1 protein-coding gene is annotated in these 321 nt (G+C 67.0%); it reads left to right on the forward strand.

The genetic code is table 11. The features are described from left to right. A partial coding sequence (locus tag CTKZ_RS21105; RefSeq protein WP_200829880.1) for an integrase core domain-containing protein occupies nt 1-321 on the forward strand: 321 nt, incomplete at both ends.

The raw sequence follows: 321 nt of genomic DNA on the forward strand, positions 1-321 counted from the left end.
ACCACTCCCGCCTGGCATACGCCGAGATCCACGACGACGAGACCGGCCCGACCTGCGCGGCGTTCCTCGCCTCCGCGACCGCGTTCTTCGCGACCCACGGCATCCGCGTCGAGCGGGTGATCAGCGACAACGCGTTGAACTACCGCCGATCCAAGAACTACCGCAAGACCGCGGCCGACCTCGCCATCACGTTGAAGTTCATCCGGCCGCACTGCCCCTGGACCAACGGCAAGGCCGAGCGCCTCAATCGCACCCTCGCCACCGAGTGGGCCTACTCGCGCGTGTTCACGACCAACGACGAACGTGCCGCACTCTTGCCCA

It is taken from the genome of Cellulomonas algicola (genome assembly GCF_003851725.1).
Taxonomy (GTDB): domain Bacteria; phylum Actinomycetota; class Actinomycetes; order Actinomycetales; family Cellulomonadaceae; genus Cellulomonas; species Cellulomonas algicola.